Annotated in this window: 15 protein-coding genes; 10 read left to right on the top strand and 5 right to left on the bottom strand. The window is 39.0% G+C overall.

What is annotated here, in order from left to right:
- Positions 1-99: 99 nt before the first annotated feature.
- The 3 genes from AC1TO5_RS18950 to AC1TO5_RS18940 are packed head-to-tail and all read right to left on the bottom strand — an operon-like array spanning position 100 to position 4,539.
- Positions 100-1,107, bottom strand: a complete 1,008-nt coding sequence (locus tag AC1TO5_RS18950; protein WP_482064408.1) for a sugar ABC transporter substrate-binding protein — start codon at positions 1,105-1,107, stop codon at positions 100-102.
- Entirely contained in the window at positions 1,100-2,695 is a 1,596-nt protein-coding gene (locus AC1TO5_RS18945; RefSeq protein ID WP_482064407.1) for a response regulator, read from the bottom strand. Before AC1TO5_RS18945 ends, AC1TO5_RS18950 begins: the two co-directional genes overlap by 8 nt.
- A gap of 47 nt (positions 2,696-2,742) precedes the next feature.
- Entirely contained in the window at positions 2,743-4,539 is a 1,797-nt protein-coding gene (locus AC1TO5_RS18940; RefSeq protein WP_482064406.1) for a sensor histidine kinase, read from the bottom strand.
- A gap of 271 nt (positions 4,540-4,810) precedes the next feature.
- Between AC1TO5_RS18940 and AC1TO5_RS18935 the strand changes: the two genes are divergently transcribed.
- From AC1TO5_RS18935 to AC1TO5_RS18895, 9 genes are all read left to right on the top strand, one after another.
- Positions 4,811-5,785, top strand: coding sequence for an ABC transporter substrate-binding protein (locus AC1TO5_RS18935; RefSeq protein ID WP_482064405.1), 975 nt, complete (start codon positions 4,811-4,813; stop codon positions 5,783-5,785).
- A 179-nt stretch (positions 5,786-5,964) separates the two neighbouring features.
- A complete protein-coding gene (locus AC1TO5_RS18930; RefSeq protein WP_482064404.1) occupies positions 5,965-7,476 on the top strand; it encodes a sugar ABC transporter ATP-binding protein in 1,512 nt (503 codons plus the stop codon).
- Positions 7,473-8,507: an ABC transporter permease gene (locus AC1TO5_RS18925; RefSeq protein ID WP_482064403.1), complete on the top strand. Its 1,035-nt coding sequence runs from the start codon at positions 7,473-7,475 to the stop codon at positions 8,505-8,507. The genes AC1TO5_RS18930 and AC1TO5_RS18925 overlap by 4 nt, the downstream gene beginning before the upstream one ends.
- On the top strand, positions 8,500-9,486 hold the full coding sequence (yjfF, locus tag AC1TO5_RS18920) for a galactofuranose ABC transporter, permease protein YjfF (protein WP_482064424.1): 987 nt from the start codon (positions 8,500-8,502) through the stop codon (positions 9,484-9,486). Before AC1TO5_RS18925 ends, yjfF begins: the two co-directional genes overlap by 8 nt.
- A 118-nt stretch (positions 9,487-9,604) precedes the next feature.
- Positions 9,605-10,630 carry an ABC transporter substrate-binding protein gene (locus tag AC1TO5_RS18915; RefSeq protein WP_482064402.1) on the top strand — a complete coding sequence of 342 codons (1,026 nt, stop codon included), beginning with the start codon at positions 9,605-9,607 and terminating at the stop codon, positions 10,628-10,630.
- 363 nt (positions 10,631-10,993) lie between these two features.
- Entirely contained in the window at positions 10,994-12,019 is a 1,026-nt protein-coding gene (locus AC1TO5_RS18910; RefSeq protein WP_482064423.1) for a sulfate ABC transporter substrate-binding protein, read from the top strand.
- A gap of 41 nt (positions 12,020-12,060) precedes the next feature.
- Positions 12,061-12,918, top strand: coding sequence for a sulfate ABC transporter permease subunit CysT (cysT, locus tag AC1TO5_RS18905; RefSeq protein ID WP_482064401.1), 858 nt, complete (start codon positions 12,061-12,063; stop codon positions 12,916-12,918).
- 35 nt (positions 12,919-12,953) lie between these two features.
- A complete protein-coding gene (cysW, locus tag AC1TO5_RS18900; RefSeq protein WP_482064400.1) occupies positions 12,954-13,838 on the top strand; it encodes a sulfate ABC transporter permease subunit CysW in 885 nt (294 codons plus the stop codon).
- 107 nt (positions 13,839-13,945) lie between these two features.
- The gene (locus AC1TO5_RS18895) at positions 13,946-14,161 is read left to right on the top strand and encodes a YezD family protein (RefSeq protein ID WP_482064399.1); all 216 of its coding nucleotides are present in this window, start codon (positions 13,946-13,948) and stop codon (positions 14,159-14,161) included.
- A gap of 89 nt (positions 14,162-14,250) precedes the next feature.
- Here AC1TO5_RS18895 and AC1TO5_RS18890 read toward each other — a convergent pair whose 3' ends face one another.
- Positions 14,251-14,397 (bottom strand): YqzM family protein, encoded by a 147-nt coding sequence (locus AC1TO5_RS18890; protein ID WP_482064398.1) that lies wholly within the window; start codon positions 14,395-14,397, stop codon positions 14,251-14,253.
- A gap of 321 nt (positions 14,398-14,718) precedes the next feature.
- Here AC1TO5_RS18890 and uvrC point away from each other — a divergent pair, with 321 nt between their 5' ends.
- Positions 14,719-16,530 carry an excinuclease ABC subunit UvrC gene (uvrC, locus tag AC1TO5_RS18885; RefSeq protein WP_482064422.1) on the top strand — a complete coding sequence of 604 codons (1,812 nt, stop codon included), beginning with the start codon at positions 14,719-14,721 and terminating at the stop codon, positions 16,528-16,530.
- Here uvrC and AC1TO5_RS18880 read toward each other — a convergent pair.
- A complete protein-coding gene (locus AC1TO5_RS18880) occupies positions 16,496-18,181 on the bottom strand; it encodes a CPBP family intramembrane glutamic endopeptidase (RefSeq protein ID WP_482064397.1) in 1,686 nt (561 codons plus the stop codon). The two genes, uvrC and AC1TO5_RS18880, sit on opposite strands and share 35 nt — an antisense overlap.
- Positions 18,182-18,202: the final 21 nt, after the last annotated feature.

Raw genomic sequence — 18,202 nt, 5'->3', positions numbered from 1 at the left:
TCTTTGCCTATGATGTTTTAATCAAACATTCCGTTGATTATAATTTTTAGTTACATTCCCTCGTGCACTTTAAATGAATCTATTCGCGATTAAACGTAACTAAAACTCAGGGAGTAGCTCGATTTGAGCTTTCGTTAGTGTTGCTATCTCCAAAAATTCAAAGCTATTTAATGGTTCATTGGTAACTGCTTTAAGTAGTGATTGAACGATACGCTCCCCCCATAATTGTTCATTACCATACACATTCGTTGTAATTTGACCGTTAATCATTGCTTCCTTAACTTCATGGGTCATACCAAAGGCAATCGCATATCTGTTCAGCCCCATCGCCTTCCACACTAATACAGCCTCAGAAATAGAGACAGGGTCCATCGCAATATACGCATCGAAATGAGGATGGTTATCAATCATTTCCTCCAAATCAGTTAAAGCAAGCTCGCTGCTTCCTTCATGAGCGCGTATATCTAAAATTTGGATTTCAGAATGCTGTTCAAGATAAGTAGTCATTGCGGATAGACGCTGCTCTACGCTCGACATGCTGCTCATGCCGATTTGTACGAGAATCATTCCTTTGCCGTTCAGTCTTTCGGTAATGACACGCCCTAGCTCAATACCAGCTTGTTCGTTATTGCTTCCAATATAGGTAGCACGCCCAGTATCCGGACAGTCTGATTCGAAGCACACAATGGAGATACCTTTGGAGATCGCTTTCTTTATTGTTGGAGCCAACGCTTCGGCGTCAATAGGTGCGATCGCTATCGCGTCAACCTCTTGCTTAATCATCGTTTCCATCATTCGTATTTGTTGCTCTAAATTAGTTTCATCTGGTGCCTTGACGATTAGATTACTACCAAGTGAATTAGCTGTTTTCTGGGCATTTTGTGTAATCATTTCATAGAACGGATGTGACATTGGATATATGATTCCAAATGTGTATTGATTATTAGGTTGCTCGGTTATCGCGTTAGCCGAAGGAGGCTTCACTTGACTTGGTATTGATCTATTCAAGCTTATAAGTACAACACAGGTAGAAATAATGACAAACGCAGTTAACATTATAGTCAATCTACCCCATTTTTTCGATGCAAAACAATTGGATTTAATCATGCGATTCACCTGACTCTACAGTAGATGTACTATGACTTTGACGGCGGAAATCTCTAGGAGTCATGCCGGTCATCTTCTTGAACAAATTAGAGAAATAGTGAGGATCATTATAGCCAACCTTGAATGAGATTTCATAGCTTTTATCAGCTGTCGTATGCAGTAATTCCTTTGCTTTCATAATTCGAGTTGACGTTAAATGTTCAATAAATGTACTTCCTGATTCTTGACTGAAAATTTTACTGAGATGGCTTGGGCTTATACTTACATGTTCGGCGGCATCCTGTAGTGAGATTAGATCATTACTATAATTTTGTTGTATATACATCTTCACTTTATGGATGAGGTCTCCGTAGCGATCGGCAGATTCAGATCGCCATTTCCATATCTGTTCGATTACCATAACAAGATAATCCTCACACTGCTGCCTATTTTCAATTGCCTTTATTTTTTGTTGCATAGTGTGAATGAGCATTTCTGTTACTTCAGCAGCTGCAGAGCGAAATGTTTCCTTGGACCACCGCAAAGCTTCTAGTGTTAAGTCATTAATTAAATAATAGCCATACAATGAAGCGTTCCAATCTAATCGTTGAAGTGCCGAAGTAAAGCTCTGCAGAAACGTATGAAGCTCTGCAGATCGTCCGATTTTAAGGAAAATGTGAAAACTTGCGCGATCAAGTAGAATCATTTTGTTAGTTGCTTCATCAGCGGCGTTCCACAATGCATGTTTGTTGTTTTGTGAGTATCTCTTTAAGTTACGATCTTCTTCAGCCTCTAGGAAGGAAGTATGAATTGCTTGCAGGCGATTCTGCACAGTTCCAATACCTAGTAGTACTGTAGGTGAGAGTAAGGAGCTAAGTTGAGTGAAGATTTTATCTCTTATTTGTACAACAATTTTTTGTAGCTCAGTTTCACTATCATGATAAAGAATCCAGACATATTCAGATTTACTTCTTTTGAATGACCAACAGTTGCTGTAAGAGGCTTTGATCGCTTCCATAACATCATCTGTTTTGAAAATAGTTGCTGTATCAAGGTTAACTGGAGGTTCTAAGTAACGAACATCCCAGACGATGACAGCATAATATCTTGCGAACAGTGAAATCGATAGTACGTTGGCAGCTTCTGCTGCATCTGCAATCGGAATGAGACCACCACATAGATCGCTCATTAGCTTATCCTTTGTATAAGGAATATTGTTTTTATGTTGACGCTCTTTATCGATTTTACGGCTAACATTTTGCAATAGCAGAATAAGCTCGCTAGGACCAATTGGCTTAAGCAAATATTCCTCTACCCCTATTCTTATAGCAGTTCTCGCATAGTCGAATTCATCATGCCCACTGAGAATAACAATCTTCGTATTAGGAAGTCTTTGCTTTACAATTTTACTTAATTGAATACCATCCATAAAAGGCATCCTAATATCCGTTATCAAAATATCAGGCTTCCACTTTTCAATGAGTGGCAATGCCATTTCACCATCAGAAGCATCACCACAATAAATAAAACCTTCCTTGTCCCAGTCCACATAATCTCGTATATGTTCACGAATTAAAATCTCATCATCAACAAACATAACCTTCTTCATATATTCACTCCTAAGAGATTAATCGAACAGTAAGGCGGCATAAGTGGCTATGATGGGATACGTACGATGAGTCTGGTGCCGATACCATCCCCGCTCTCAATCTCGATCCCATATCGTTCCCCGAAATAAAGTCTAATGCGTTGATTGACATTATATAACCCGAAGCCACGGATCTGCTCTGTGGACTCTTGTTCACTTACATTGGGTTCTCTTAGCTCGGCAAGTACAGCTACTAGACGCTCGGCGCTCATGCCAATTCCATTGTCCTCGACAATTAGTAAAATATCATGATCTACAATATGACCGCTAATACGAATGAATCCTTTGCCGCGCTTGTTTTTAATTCCATGATAGATTGCATTTTCAACTAAAGGCTGCAATGTCATTTTTAATGTGGCATGTGGTAAAACTGCTGGGTCAATCTCAATCACGTAATCTAGTATGTCACTATAGCGCATTTGTTGAATGACGAGATAGTTATGGACATGATCAATTTCTGACTTGATAGAGATCCAATCTCTTCCTTTATTCAAGCTTATTCGAAAAAACTGGGAAAAGGCTTGTACGAGCTTAATGACTTGATCTTTTTTTCCGGCTTCCGCCATCCAAATAACCGAATCTAGTGTGTTATATAAGAAATGAGGGTTAATTTGTGCTTGAAGTGTTCGCAGCTCGGCTTTTTGAATCATTTCTTTTTCTTGTAAATTTTGATGAAGCAGATTTTTGATTTTTTCAAGCATTAGATTAAAGCTATGTCCTAGATCGGTTATTTCATCGCGACCAGTGGACTTTACTTTAGCTTCTAGATCTCCATTAGCTGCTTGCCGCATTTTTTTCTTCAATATTTGGATAGGCCGAGTTAATCTAGCAGTGATGAAGAAATAAAGTGTAATCGCAAATATAATACTTAACAGGACGCTTACAATAATAAGCTGTCGAATTTCATTTGCATCCTCGACAATTTCTTGCAGAGGGACAGTACCGATAATTTTCCAACCGGTCGTTGGCGATGTTGTAAAGACAACAAAAATCGGTATACCTTTTGTATTATGAACAAAACTACCTTGCTCGACAGGAAGAACATTGTTAATCCATTCCGTAGGTTGAATTGAAGTTGATCGATTATTTATGTCAGGAGCTGTGAAAATCGGGTTGCCTTTTGGATCGGTAACATAGAAAAAACCAGAATCTCCAATGGTGACATTACTTATAAACTTTTTAATAACCGAATCATTCATATCGATTACGATAAACCCGATCACTTCTCGGGTTACCTTTTGTTTGACTGTTGCCATAATAGAAACGGTATCAGAATTAGCATATTTAAACCCATCTAGTCGATCTAATGGTGAAGCTTCTATTGGAGGAATGATTGATATCATTTCAGGATCTTTCATTAATATATCTAAATGTGAGTTTCGTAATGGATTGTAATCTAGCTGAAACAGTCCCTTTCGCTCACTAATACCTTTACCATAAAGATTGATCATCGTAATATTTCGAACATCCCCGTATTTATAAATTTCACGGTATAGCTCAAAGGTTTCTAGTATTTCCTTAGCATTTTCATACGTCTCATTCGGTGCAAATAAAAATTTAAGCACATGGGGATTGTTTTCTAGCTCTAGCAGCTTACCTGTATCTTGAAATAAGACATCGATATCGCGAGCGAGTTGTTCTGCTACAAGCATAGTGGACGCTTTATTATGATCAGAAATCGTATCAAATGATTTTTGATAGGAGATCAAGCCTACAGTAATTAAGGGGACAGAAGTTAAAATGATAAAAAGCGTTAATAGCTTTGCTTTCAAGCTGGATGTAATCAATCTAAGCAAAGTGAGCAATAAAACCAGTCCCTCTCTATTTGCAATGTGAGATGGTAAAAAGTACTAACTCTACATAGTATAGCAAAAAAACAGTACAGAAGATGATAAATGTAAACGTAACCAAAATTAACAATAAAATAATAAGAAATTCTATGAATATAAGAGAATACAGCTAAAACAGACAAAAAATCGAATGAAATGCTTAAAGAACTCCGTATATCTTCAGCTTGTGCCCCCTATATACTGAGCGTACACCAGTAAATGGTGATAAAGGGGAGGGTTTTAGATAATGAAAAAATCAATTAAGTTGAGTTTTGCACTTCTTTTAGTACTAGTCTTGGTATTTGTTACAGCATGTAGTAACAATGGTGGGAAATCATCAGGAGATAAAGTCGTACTTGGCTTTGCTCAAGTTGGTGCGGAAAGTGGTTGGCGTTCAGCGAATACGAAGTCTATTCAAGATTCTGCTGCTGAAGTAGGATTTGAATTGAAATTCTCTGATGCTCAACAAAAACAAGAAAATCAAATTAAAGCGATTCGCTCATACATTCAACAAAAAGTAGATGTTATCGCATTTTCTCCAGTTGTTGAATCCGGCTGGGACACTGTATTGAAAGAAGCAAAAGAAGCGGGAATTCCAGTTATTTTAACGGACCGTGCAATAGATTCCAAGGACACGTCATTATACAAAACATTTATCGGTTCGGACTTTGTATTAGAGGGTCGCAAGGCTGGAGAATGGTTGCTTGAGCAATACAAAGACTCTTCAGAAGATATTAACATTGTAGAACTTCAAGGAACGACAGGATCTTCCGCTGCGAATGATCGTATGGCTGGCTTTGCAGATGTTATTAGTGCTAATTCTAAATTAAAAGTTATTGCCTCACAAACGGGAGATTTCACTCGTGCTAAAGGTAAAGAAGTTATGCAGGCTTTCTTGAAAGCGCATAAAAAAATTGATGTACTGTACGCACATAATGATGATATGGCACTAGGTGCAATCCAAGCGATCGAAGCTGCCGGCTTGGTACCGGGTAAAGATATTATTATCATTTCTGTTGATGCAGTTAAAGATGGTATGCAAGCTGCAAGCGAAGGGAAAATCAACTATATCGTTGAGTGTAATCCATTACTTGGACCACAACTTATGGACGCTGTTAATAAAGTTTTAGCTGGTGAAGAAATTGCTGCTCGTATTGTAACGGAAGAAACAACATTTACTTCAGAACAGGCGAAAGAAGCTCTACCAACTCGTCAGTACTAGGATAGTAGAGAATCTTAAGAATTCAAGCTACTCCTTAAGATGATGTTCCAATCAAGTTCAAAATGATCACACGTCATATTCGATGCCGAATCTACTTCAGAGCTTGCGCATCATGATCACGTGCGGTCTGATTGAAACCCATCTAAAGGAGCGGCTTTTTCTTGAAGGAGAGCGAAGTCATGAGCGAAAACCAGTCGATATTAACGATGACGGGAATTTACAAAGGATTTCCTGGGGTGAAAGCTCTAGATAATGTGAATCTGCAGTTATTTGCAGGGGAGATTCACGCTTTAATGGGTGAGAACGGAGCAGGGAAATCTACATTAATTAAAGTGCTGACAGGCGTTTATATGATAGACGAAGGGGCGATTGAGCTAGAGGGTCGCCCTATTGCCGTTCATAGTCCACTAGAGTCGCAAGAGGTTGGAATTAGTACCGTGTATCAGGAAGTGAATTTATGTCCTAATTTAACGGTTGCTGAAAATATATTTATAGGACGAGAGCCGCGGAAATTCGGTCGTATATTATGGAAAGAGATGAATGAGCAGGCGGGAAAATTGCTGCAGGAAAGGCTGCATCTAGATATTGATGTGACATTGCCGTTGCATAATTATTCAGTAGCAATCCAGCAATTAGTATCCATTGCGAGAGCACTCAATATTTCTGCTAAAGTGTTAATTTTGGATGAGCCTACTTCTAGTCTTGATCGGAATGAAGTGAAGCAATTGTTCAATATTATGATGAAGCTGAAAGAAGAAGGACTAGCAATCTTATTTGTCACACACTTTCTGGATCAAGTGTATGAGGTATCTAATCGGATTACCATTTTACGGAACGGTCAGCTTGTCGGTGAATATTTGACAACGGAGCTACCGCAATTCGAGCTAGTATCGAAAATGATCGGGAAGACGCTGCAAGCCTTTGAGGAAATGCCGAAGTCACGTGCACAGAAGAAGCATGAACGCTGGTTTGCTGAGGCAAAGGAACTTGGGCGTACGGGTGTGATTGAACCATTTAATCTGAATATCGGATATGGTGAGGTTGTAGGACTAGCTGGTTTACTAGGGTCAGGCAGAACGGAAGTAGCTAGACTGTTTTTTGGAGCGGATCGTCCAGATCATGGGACATTGCATTATGAAGGAAAGAAAAGTATTCATTCACCACGCCAAGCATTAGAAAATTCAATCGCATTCTGTTCGGAGAATAGAAAAACGGAGGGAATCATTGAAGATCTTACGATTAGAGAAAATATAATATTAGCATTACAAGCGAATAAAGGCTGGTTCAACAGAATACCGAGAAAAAGACAGAACGCGATAGCAGATGAATATATTACAATGCTGAATATTAACCCGCCAATTCCGGAGCAATTGATTAAAAATTTAAGTGGTGGAAATCAACAAAAAGTATTATTAGGACGCTGGTTATTAACTCAACCTAAGTTACTTATATTAGATGAACCAACAAGAGGAATTGATATTGGAGCGAAAGCAGAGATTCAAAAACTCGTATTATCATTATCAGAAGAAGGTATGTCTGTATTGTTTGTTTCTTCAGAATTAGACGAGGTCATTCGAGTTAGTGATCGTATCGCAGTATTGCGTGATCGACATATCGTTAAAGAGATGACAGATACAGAATTGAATCAGCAAAGTATTATGAAGGCAATAGCGGGAGGTGGTGAGCAATGAAAGGAATAATGAAGCATCACTTATTCTACCCTCTTGCCTTACTAGGTCTATTATTGCTCTTCAATTTTATATATTCTCCAGATTTCTTTTCACTTGAAATGAGAAATGGTCAGCTGTATGGTAGCCTTATTGATATTTTGAATTTCGGGGCGCCATTAATGTTAGTATCTATTGGTATGACGCTCGTAATCGCGACGAAAGGGATTGATTTGTCAGTTGGCTCAGTTGTAGCAATTTCTGGTGCGATGGCATGTCTAACGATCAGCAATGGAACGGATCAGAATGCATTTTCATTAGTGCTGATTGCGATCGGAACAGCATTAATATTATCTATTGTACTTGGCATGTGGAATGGATTTCTAGTTACCGGAGCTGGGATACAACCGATTATTGCAACATTAATATTAATGGTTGCAGGTAGAGGTATTGCGCAATTAATAACAGGTGGACAAATTATTACAGTCGTAAGTCCCAAATATCAATTTATTGGGTCAGGGTCGCTTTTGTCATTACCGTTTTCGATTTTTGTTGTAGTCATTGTGTTATTCGTGGCCGCATTGTTAACTCGTAAAACTGCGCTAGGACTATTTATTGAATCAGTTGGTAATAACCCAGAGGGAAGCAGACTTTCTGGTATTAAATCTAGTATGGTCATCTTCGCTGTATATATATTTTGTGGCTTATGTGCAGGGATTGCGGGATTATTACTTAGCTCTAATGTAGCAAGTGCAGATGGAAATAATGCAGGGCTTTGGTTCGAACTTGATGCTATTCTTGCAGTTGTTATTGGTGGAACATCTCTTAATGGTGGAAGGTTTTTCTTAATGGGAACGATTATCGGCGCACTTATTATCCAAACGTTAACAACAACGATTTATATGACTGGTGTTCCGCCAGAGATTACGCTTGTCGTTAAAGCTTGTGTTGTACTTGCCGTGTGCTTGATTCAGTCAGAAACATTCCGAAAATCTTTCGTTAAACGTAGAAAAACACGTACTTCTGTTGATAAAGAGGTGATGCCTTATCTTTAATCGCAAATATGTTCCGATTATTATAACAATTTGCTTATTCGGCTTAATGTTTGCCGCGGGCTCGTTTCGTTATACTGGATTTTTTTCTATTCAAGTCATATTGAATTTATTAATTGATAATGCCTATCTATTAATTGCAGCAGTTGGAATGACCTTCGTCATTGTATCTGGTGGGATTGATCTTTCAGTAGGTTCTGTTATAGCTCTTACGACAATGGTATCAGCTACTCTAATCCAGCAATATGGCTGGTCGCCGATGTTAGTTATTCCGTTAGTGCTATTGATCGGATCGACACTCGGGCTAATTATGGGAGCATTGATTCATTATTATAAGCTACAGCCATTTATCGTTACACTCGCAGGTATGTTTTTGGCGAGAGGCCTATGCTACGTCATAGGGACAAATACAATTACGATTGACCACCCGCTATATGTTAGTATCGCGCAAACAAAAGTATATTTACCTGGTGGATACTTTATTTCAATAAGTGTAATTATAGCAATAGTTATCGTTATCGTAGGTATATTTATTGCTCATTATACAAGACTAGGTCGCAATATATATGCCATCGGAGGAAGTGAGCAATCGGCTCTACTTATGGGACTTCCTGTAGCGAGAACGAAAGTAATGACTTATGCATTGAGCGGGCTTTGCTCTTCATTAGCAGGTGTTGTTTTTACGTTCTATATGCTTTCAGGCTATGGCTCGCATGGAATTGGCGCAGAATTAGATACGATTGCAGCGGTAGTTATTGGAGGTACTTTATTAACAGGTGGCGTCGGATATATTGCAGGTACTTTCTTTGGAGTCATGATCCAAGGTGTCATTCAAACGATCATTAGCTTTGAAGGGACATTAAGTTCGTGGTGGACAAAAATAGTTATTGGACTTTTATTATTTGTATTTATTATTTTACAAAGGATACTGGGTAATCAGAAGAAACGGCAATCGGGATATTCATTACTAGCGAGAAAGTAATATCATTGGCAACCTTATTTTACCATGTTATCATTAATGTATTAGCTATCTCCATCTTGTGAATGTAATACATCAGTAAGACGTAGCTACAATATGTAGGCGGAAGGCGTGCTGTAGCATGAAGCTTTGGTGGCATCGGAATTTCATATATAGTTTGGTGTTATTTCTTCTGCTGGGCGGATGTCAAGCAAGTCAATCAGCGGTGAATAATGATATTAATAACGTACCAATTGTGATCAATGAGCTGGAAGAAGTTGAAATCGATAAACCCATTGTATTAGGGTTTTCACAGCTAGGATCTGAAAGTAAATGGAGACTAGCTAATACAGAGTCTATTGAGGCAGCAGCAAGTGAAATGGGAATTGAGCTTATATTGAAAAATGCGGAGCAATCACAAGAGAAACAATTCGAGGCGATTCGTTCATTTATCGAGCAACAAGTAGATATTATCGCATTTGCCCCTGTTGTGGAAACGGGCTGGGAGCCTATTCTGCTAGAAGTTCATGCAGCAGGTATTCCGGTAATATTGATCGATCGGGCAGTAGATGTAGAAGATTCCTCGTTGATTGTTACTTTTATCGGCTCGGACTTTTATGATGAAGGTGTCAAAGCAGGAAAGTATTTGCTCGATAAAATGCGGAATAGAAACGAACCGATTTATATTGCTGAGCTAGCAGGAACAATCGGCTCTACGCCTTCTATTGAACGAGGGGAAGGATTTCGAGAGATGATTAAAGATCAGTCGAATCTAATCCTTGCTGTTAGTGAGTCCGCGGATTTTACGATAGAGAAAGGCAAGCGAGTTATGAGGAAATTTCTAGAAGGTGAACAGCTACCAGATGTATTGTATGCTCATAATGATGATATGGCACTTGGCGCGATTCAAGCAATCGAAGAAGCAGGACTAGTTCCTGGAGTCGATATCGTCATTATATCAGTAGACGGTACGCAAAAGGCACTTGAAGCAATGAGTGAAGGGAAAATTAATCTTATTGTGGAATGTAATCCTTTGCTAGGTCCAATGATTATCCAGGCTGCCAATGAAATAATGGCAGGTAGAACATTACCAAAGCGAATTATTCCTCCGGAAAATGTTTTTACGGAGACGATGCCGCTTGAAGAAATTTCCAAGCGAAAGTATTAGACGCAGTTTATATATTTTTGTAAATGAGTATAAGGAGTAGCCCAAAGTCATGAAAATGACGATGGAGCTGCTCCTTTTTTTTGAGGGAAACGAGCCTGAAGTTAAGAGAGGATTTTATTAGGAGTGCAAGTAATAGCATACAATCTAGAATGGCAATAAGCTAAAATTAATACGGATGAATCACATTACATATGCTTTATAAGATTCTCTAATAGCTTTAATAAAAATATGTTGACAAAGAGTGGTAATTACTGTTAATATCCAATCAATAACCAACTAAACAGATAGGAATAATAAATAGTGACCGGAACAACCGGAATGAACATTACCTATCCCTAAATTATGGAGGGATTTGTTATGAAGATGAAGTCAATTACTCATTTATCAAAAATTATTGTTTTGGCGTTACTAATTGGGGTGCTTGGAGCTTGCGGTACAGCTACAAATTCAGGGTCAATACAATTATTAAACGTATCGTATGATCCAACTCGTGAGCTATATGTAGACTTCAATGAAGCTTTCGCGAAGTATTGGTTAGAAACGGCTAATCAAGAAGTAACCATTGAGCAATCACACGGTGGTTCTGGAAAACAAGGTCGAGCAGTTGTGGACGGTCTTGAAGCTGATGTCGTTACATTGGCACTTGGCTATGATATCGATGCAATTGTTGATGCAGAACTAATTGAAAGTGATTGGCAAACACAATTTGACCGTAACAGTGCACCTTACACATCAACGATCGTTTTTCTCGTTCGCAAAGGTAACCCGAAAAATATTTTGGATTGGAATGATCTAATCAAGGATGATGTAGAAGTTATTACACCGAATCCGAAAACTTCAGGTGGAGCACGTTGGAACTATTTAGCAGCTTGGGGTTATGCACTTAAACGTAATAACAATAGCGAGGACGCAGCATTTCAATTTGTAAAAGAGCTGTTCAAGCATGTGCCAGTATTAGATACAGGAGCTCGTGGTTCAACGACAACTTTTGTAGAGCGTGAGATAGGTGATGTACTGCTAGCGTGGGAAAATGAAGCATATTTATCGATTAATGAATTAGGTCCTGATCAATTCGATATCGTATATCCATCATTAAGTATATTGGCAGAACCCCCGGTTGCCATTGTTGATAAAGTAGTCGACAAACGTGGTACACGCGAAGTTGCAGAAGCTTACTTGCAATACTTGTACACTCCAGAAGGACAAAAGATTGCAGGAGATAACTATTACCGCCCAACAGATTCAGAAGTTGCGGCACAGTTCAGTGATCAATTCCCTGAGCTAGAGCTACTAGAAATTGATAAAGACTTTGGTGGCTGGAAAGAAGCGCAAACGAAGCATTTTGCGGATGGCGGAGTATTCGATCAAATCTATACACCGGGTAGCTAATACGTAAAGTGAATCTGACCTATAAAGGAGTATGAGCACGTATGTCATTAGCTAACCTTAAGCGAAAACGCTCGACCTCTAGATCGATCATTCCAGGCTTTAGACTAACACTTGGGATTTCAATGTTCTACTTGAGCATTATTGTATTTATCCCGCTAGCTATTATTTTCCTAAAGTCGTTCGAGCTTACCTTTGAGGAGTTTTGGGCTGCTGTTACGAATGCACGCGTGCTTGCCTCTTATCGTGTTAGTTTCGTTACAGCTTTATGCGCAGCATTGATTAATACTTTTTTCGGATTAATCGTAGCTTGGGTGTTGGTGAGGTATCAATTTCCAGGTAAGAAGATTATAGATGCACTCGTCGATATCCCCTTTGCATTACCAACAGCAGTTGCAGGGATTGCGTTGACTGCGATTTACGCAAAGAATGGCTGGATTGGTTCGTTTCTAGAGCCACTAGGTATTAAGGTGGCGTATGCTCCACTAGGTATTATCGTTGCTTTAACATTTATCGGTATTCCATTTGTCGTGCGAACGGTGCAGCCTGTTATTGAAGACTTGGAGAAAGATATGGAGGAGGCAGCGGTTATGCTTGGTGCATATCGGCTCCGTACCTTCTTCAGAATTATATTGCCAACACTATTCCCTGCGCTATTAACTGGTTTCACATTAGCGTTTGCAAGAGGAATAGGAGAATTTGGATCCGTCGTATTTATTAGTGGAAATATGCCTTTGAAGACAGAAATTTCACCGCTGCTCATTATGACAAAGCTTGAGCAATATGACTACGCAGGAGCAACTGCGATCGCAGCTGTTATGCTAATCGTCTCATTCATATTACTGTTCGCCATTAATCTATTGCAGTGGAGAATGAACCGTAGAATGACATCAAATTCTTAAGTTGAACATCCTATCCTATAAAGGAGGAGATCAAGATGGCTGGAGTAGTACAATACCACAGCCCCTCCCACAAAATTGTGCGAGAGAAGCATATCAATGAAGCGACCTGGGTACGATGGAGCTTGATAGGCATAGCAGTATTGTTCATCGTTATTATGATCGTCTTGCCGCTTGCACTCGTTATCGTAGAGTCACTAAAAAAGGGATTTTCAGTTTATATTGATGCGATAACTCATTCGGACGCATTTGCAGCATTAAAGTTATCGTTAATAACAGCATTAATAGCTGTACCGCTTAATACAGTGTTTGGTGTACTCGTCGCTTGGGCAATTTCTAAGTTTAAATTTCGTGGTAAGCAAATTTTGCTAACGCTGATCGATCTGCCATTTGCTGTATCGCCTGTTATTGCGGGACTTGTGTTCGTTCTTATGTTTGGAGCACAAGGATATTTTGGACCATGGTTAGCAGAGCATGATATTAAAGTTATATTCGCAGTTCCTGGCATTATTATTGCTACGCTTTTCATTACCGTTCCATTTGTAGCAAGAGAAATAATTCCGCTGATGCAGCAACAAGGGATTGGTGAAGAGGAAGCGGCGATTAGTCTTGGTGCGAAGGGATTCAAAGTATTTTGGTATGTCACATTACCGAATATTAAATGGGGTTTGTTATACGGAATTATACTTTGTAATGCGAGGGCAATGGGCGAGTTTGGTGCTGTATCTGTCGTATCAGGACATATTCGTGGCAGAACGAATACATTACCACTACATGTTGAAATTCTGTACAATGAGTATCAATTTTCAGCGGCATTTGCCATTGCATCGATGTTAATGTTATTAGCGATTTTCACATTAATAGTGAAGGCGATTGTAGAGTGGAAGGAAGGTCTTCAATCGAAGCGGGAAAGCATTGAGTAGAATGCAATTTGGGAATATATGAAAAGTTTGAGTATATGCTTACGGAGTAACTTTTCATTATAGAGATGTAATCCAAGGCGATATGAAAAGTTTTAGGAGGAATTGTGATGGCGAACCCTTTAGAGGTTGATTCAGTGTGGCAGGCACGTATTGCGGAGCAAATTAAAGGATTACAATTCGGGCAAGTACTAGTAACGGTTCATGAAGGTCAAATCGTACAAATTGATCGCACAGAACGAACGAGATATCCACTTGCTCCTAGAAAAGTAGATAACTTCGAAGAGCGTAGCAGCACTCTTCCGAATAAACAAGATATAAGTTAAATTCATTGTGGCAATAGAGCAGAAAAGACGGAGTGACTCTTATTCAAAGATAAGAGTCACTCCGTCTTTCGTTGCATTCTGTCTGCTTATTATGAAATGAAAAATTTCACAATAACTGCAGCTGCGAACACAACGACCATAAAGCCAAGCATGCCGCCGAAGCCAACAAGAACGTCTTTAAGATCGTCACGTGGTTCTTCGTTAATATGCTGACGTGGATCGCTTACATTTTCCATCGTGCAGTCCTCCTTGACATACCTATTACTGTACATAGTATAACCAATATTTCGCTAAATTGTAAAGCGAATATCCGATTCAATCAAAAAGAATGAATGCGAACAAATATGCTACAATAATAGTAGTACATGAAAAGTTAGATAATGCTTACGAAGTAACTTTTCATGTACACGAAGCATAATCATGTAGTACATGAAAAGTTAAGTTTATGCTTTCGATGCTACTTTTCATTCACGAAGTAGTTTCTTATGTTTGTATCATGAAAAGTTTTGGGAGGTAATGTAATGTCGCAGTCATCGAATCCTTATGATGAAGCTATCGTGAAAGAACATCTACGCAATAAGTTAGCATTACTTCCTGATTTGCCTGGTTGCTATCTTATGAAAAATAATGAGGATGTCATTATTTACGTTGGTAAAGCAAAAATATTGAAAAATCGCGTACGATCATATTTCAATGGCAGTCATAATGGGAAAACACAAAAATTAGTTAGTGAAATTACGGATTTCGAATTTATTATAACGGGTAGCAATATGGAAGCACTAATTTTAGAGTGTAATCTTATTAAACTCCATAATCCAAGATATAATGTTCTGTTAAAGGACGATAAAACATTTCCTTATATTAAAATTACCCATGAAGCACATCCGAAGCTTGAAGTAACACGTAAAGTATACAAAGATAAAGCGAAATATTTTGGGCCTTATCCTAACGCATATGCAGCACAGCAAACGAAGAAATTACTTGATCGTCTCTATCCGCTGCGCAAATGTCAGAAGCTTCCGGACAAAGTATGTCTTTATTATCATATCGGTCAATGTATTGCACCGTGCGAATTTGAAATAGATCAAAAGCAGTATGATGAGATGGTCGCAGAAATTACGCGTTTCCTTAATGGCGGTGAAGATTCTGTCAAAATTGAATTAGAACGTAAAATGGGAGAAGCGGCCGAAAAGCTTGAATTCGAGCGTGCCAAGGAATACCGTGATCAAATTGTAGCTATTGATGCCATTATGGAGAAACAAAAGATTACGATGAATGATGCACTTGATCGAGATATATTCGGTTATGCGGTTGATAAAGGCTGGATGAGTGTACAAATTTTATATATGCGCAAAGGTAAATTAATCGAGCGCCACGGAACATCATTTCCCTATTATGGTGAGGAATACGATGATTTTATGAGCTTTGTGACGCAGTATTATAGTGAAAACCCTGCATTACCTAGACAAATTTTATTGCCTCAGCCTGTCGATGGTAGCAGTATGGATGCCGATGAAATTATGTCATGGTTACATGAATGGTTGAAGGTCAAAATATTAATACCGCAGCGTGGACAGAAGAGTGAAATCGTCTCTATGGCTGTGCAAAATGCGCAAAATGTATTGAATGAAAAGTTCAAGCTCATTGAAAGAGATGAGGAGCGTAGCGTCATTGCTTCACGAAATCTTGGACATGCACTAGGAATAGAAAATTTACATCGAATCGAAGCATTCGATAACTCGAATATTCAAGGGACAAACCCAGTATCGGCGATGGTTGTCTTCCGTGATGGTAAGCCTGATCGTCGTGAATATCGAAAATATAATGTGAAAACGATTGAAGGCGCTGATGATTACGGGACGATGCGAGAAGTTATTCGTCGCCGTTATGAGCGTGCTCTTAAGGAAGGTACAGAGCTGCCAGATCTTATTGTAGTCGATGGTGGTAAAGGGCAAATTTCAGCGGCTATTGAGATACTACAGGACGAATTAAGCTTATTTATTCCCGTATGTGGACTTGTGAAGGACGATAAGCATAGAACAGCTGAATTAATGAGTGGCGACTCGGCGGAGCTTATTCCGCTCGGTAGAGATAGTCAGGAATTCTATTTGCTGCAGCGCATTCAAGATGAAGTGCATCGCTTTGCGATTAGCTTCCACATTCAAAAACGTGCCAAGTCGATGGTAGAGTCGAAGCTTGATTCGATTCCAGGTATTGGCGAGAAGCGACGAAAGCAGTTATTGAAGCATTTCGGGTCGCTGAAAAAAATAAAAGAGGCTCAAGTCGAAGACTTTAAGCCCCTTTCTATTGGTGAAAAGCTAGCAACTACTATACTTACGGCATTGCGGGAGGATACTCGGGACGATTAGGCGGTCCTGCAGTATCCTTTCTTTTACTATGAAGCAGCTTAATAACATAAGCAATTAAGAATGGTAGAACAAGGAATACGATCGAAGAGACGATATCTATAGTCCCTCCAAATAGTATAAGCTGCATGCTCATCAATATCGTATTGAAAATCGCATGAGTGAACATCGCTGCAATAAATCCGAATTTGACCATAATAAATGTGAATAGCATTCCGATAATAACTAACTCTAAAATTCGCGTACTTGCTGGGTAAAGTGGATAAAGTGTATGTCCAGCTGCCCACACAAGCGACGGAATTAACGCAGCAAGCCATGTGTTTTTGAACCAACGACGGAAGATGCCGACTCCAAAGTAACGATAGATAACTTCTTCAGAGATTGCCGCCATCCAAGCTAATGCTGGAAATAGCCATGTAAATTCAAAGTTTAAAAATGATTGTGCTGCATCATTTGCCGACCACGTTCCAAGTACAGTCGTAAGTAATAAATAGATCACATTTTGAATACCTAGCAATATTATCGCTAGCAAATAAGACATTTTCATCATATCCCAAATGTAATGACCATAATCGCGATCACGGAAGCGCGGCCAGAGACGGAAGCCTTGTGCTTTCCACAGTCCATCACCAGCGACAAAGGAGAAGTATACTCCAACGGCACCAAAGATGACCGAGATAATAACGAATATAAACATAAATATGTTAGCGAATCCGTCATCCATAATCGTATTAGATTGTAGCCCAAGCTGACTTTTCAAAAATCCAAAGTTAACAAGCGCAGAAATAATCGTACTAATAATCGTTAACCACATACCGTATTTAAATGAAGTGTGGCGACGATATAAAATTCCATAGATGATCGCAAGAACACCGAAGATGAATGTAAAGCCCATATACAAACCATAAGTCCATATACCAGCGAAGAAATCCTGTTTTTTTGTATAAGCTGTGTATTCGTCTGGAATAATGAAGTCAGGCAAATATTTACTTACAATAGTTCCTTCATTTCTTTCTAATACAGCAGTGTCAATTTGTAGAATAGCTTCCCCGATAACTTGTTCATCATTAGATACGTACCAGCCGATAGAGTAATCTGATGAATCTTTAATCGAAAACATAGTCGCTTCACTAATTGTTTCATACATATCGAAATGTGTTGCGTCATTCAAAGGGAACTTTTGCTCTGTAATTTCTTGTTTAAGTGCTGCTAAAGTAGCTGCCTCATCTGCTTCAGTTCCAGCAATTGAGAAATTCCAACCAGTAACTTGACCAGTGAATAGACTCATAATGACGTATCCATCACCTTGGCCAGAAGCAAATCGAAGGTTGACTTGATACTGATCGAACGGCACTAATTGTTCGAACTTTTCATCATGCTTGGCCTGTAGTTTTTCTTTCATTATGTAACCGGTATAAATTTTATTACCTTGATGATAGGCTTCTGCCTTCTCGACCTCAAAGCTTGTGCGCTGCTCGGCAAATGCTGATGCTATTTCAATCGCTTTATCATTAGAGATAGGTTTGCTACTCGTTGTTGAAGTAGCTGTTGCATTCAAGCTCGGAAGTAGTTGTAATAAAATGAAAACGATAAGTGAAATCGTCGCTAATATACTCGCTAGCTTCCAAGTTTTCGGGGTAATCTGGTTGATCATAATTCACCTCTTTAAATTATT

This window comes from Paenibacillus sp. Y930 (assembly GCF_056786375.1).
The sequence above is the reverse complement of the archived record's forward strand: the minus strand, read 5'-3'. Positions and strand labels throughout refer to the sequence as shown.